A 1426-nucleotide genomic window follows, 5' to 3' on the forward strand; every position below is an offset into this window, starting at 1 on the left:
GGCGGACGACGAGCTCGTCCTCGGGGTGGGGCAGGTCGGGCAGGTCGAAGAGCGGCTCCTCGCCGTTGAACGCCCACACGATCCCGTACCGCTCCACCGTCGGGAACCGGAACAACCGCGCACGCGACGGCACCGGATCACCGATCCCCGTCGCCGCACACCGCCCGTCCCCGCCATACCGCCACCCATGGAAACGGCACCGCAACTGCTCCCCCACGACCTCCCCCACCGACAAGTCCGCCCCCAGATGCACGCAGTACGCACTCACCACCCGCGCCGGCCCACCACCCTCACCACGAAACGCCACCACACGACCACCCAGAAAACCCGCACCCACCACCGACCCCGGCTTCAGATCCGCCGACAGACACACCGGGAACCAGCTCTGACTGAACACACCCCCCTCCCCCTCGCCCGGGACCGGCCGGCCGAGGGGCCGGGTGAGCGGGGTCGTCGACGTGGAACGGCCGGTCATGGTCATCGCTGCTCCCAGCGGTATGAGGCGGGACGGGACGGCTCAGACGAGGAAGTCGCGCGCGGGGTTGGCGCGCGGGTAGTTCCGGACGTACTGGAGGTACCGGTCGAGAGTGCGGTCGCTGCGGGTGAGCAGGCCCGGCCGGAAGCGGATGGTGCCGAGGACCGGTGTGTCGTCGTCGAAGAGGTTCATCATCACGGAGAACGCCCGGTCGAGGAACGCCTCGGCCGCCACGGTGTCCTCGCCGTCCTCGCGGCGCGCGCCGAACACGAAGGTGGCGCGGGAGCGGCCGGGGCCGGGGATGCCGAGCGGGGCGATCCAGAAGAACCAGCGGCCGTCGAGGGTGCCGGTCTGCCAGAAGATGTTGGTGCCGTGGATGTCCACGCGGACGTCGAAGTCGGCGTCGCCGCGCAGCCGGGCGCGCAGATCGAAGCCGACGGAGTACGTCCCGACGCGCACGGAGTCGTTGGGGTCCTCGGCGAGCTCGAACTCGTGGGGCAGGGACAGGTGTTGCAGGTCCATGGTGTGGGCCTGGACCAGCCAGGGCTCGACGGGCATCTCGTCGAGCATCGACCGGCGGACGACGAGCTCGTCCTCGGGGTGGGGCAGGTCGGGCAGGTCGAAGAGCGGCTCCTCGCCGTTGAACGCCCACACGATCCCGTACCGCTCCACCGTCGGGAACCGGAACAACCGCGCACGCGACGGCACCGGATCACCGATCCCCGTCGCCGCACACCGCCCGTCCCCGCCATACCGCCACCCATGGAAACGGCACCGCAACTGCTCCCCCACGACCTCCCCCACCGACAAGTCCGCCCCCAGATGCACGCAGTACGCACTCACCACCCGCGCCGGCCCACCACCCTCACCACGAAACGCCACCACACGACCACCCAGAAAACCCGCACCCACCACCGACCCCGGCTTCAGATCCGCCGACAGACACACCGG

2 protein-coding genes and 1 pseudogene are annotated in these 1426 nt (G+C 70.5%); all 3 read right to left on the reverse strand.

The window, feature by feature from the left end:
- Positions 1-481 (reverse strand): Rieske 2Fe-2S domain-containing protein (locus tag HTZ82_RS33100; RefSeq protein ID WP_375540838.1); only part of this gene is annotated, 481 nt, incomplete at its 3' end.
- Between the two features lie 36 nt (positions 482-517).
- A complete protein-coding gene (locus HTZ82_RS20190) occupies positions 518-1183 on the reverse strand; it encodes a hypothetical protein (protein WP_254711995.1) in 666 nt (221 codons plus the stop codon).
- A 27-nt stretch (positions 1184-1210) separates the two neighbouring features.
- Positions 1211-1423: pseudogene (locus tag HTZ82_RS33105) on the reverse strand (Rieske 2Fe-2S domain-containing protein); the annotation flags it as partial.
- Positions 1424-1426 lie beyond the last annotated feature (3 nt).

The sequence above is a fragment of the Streptomyces sp. TRM64462 genome (assembly GCF_013362995.1).
Taxonomy (GTDB): Bacteria; Actinomycetota; Actinomycetes; order Streptomycetales; family Streptomycetaceae; genus Streptomyces.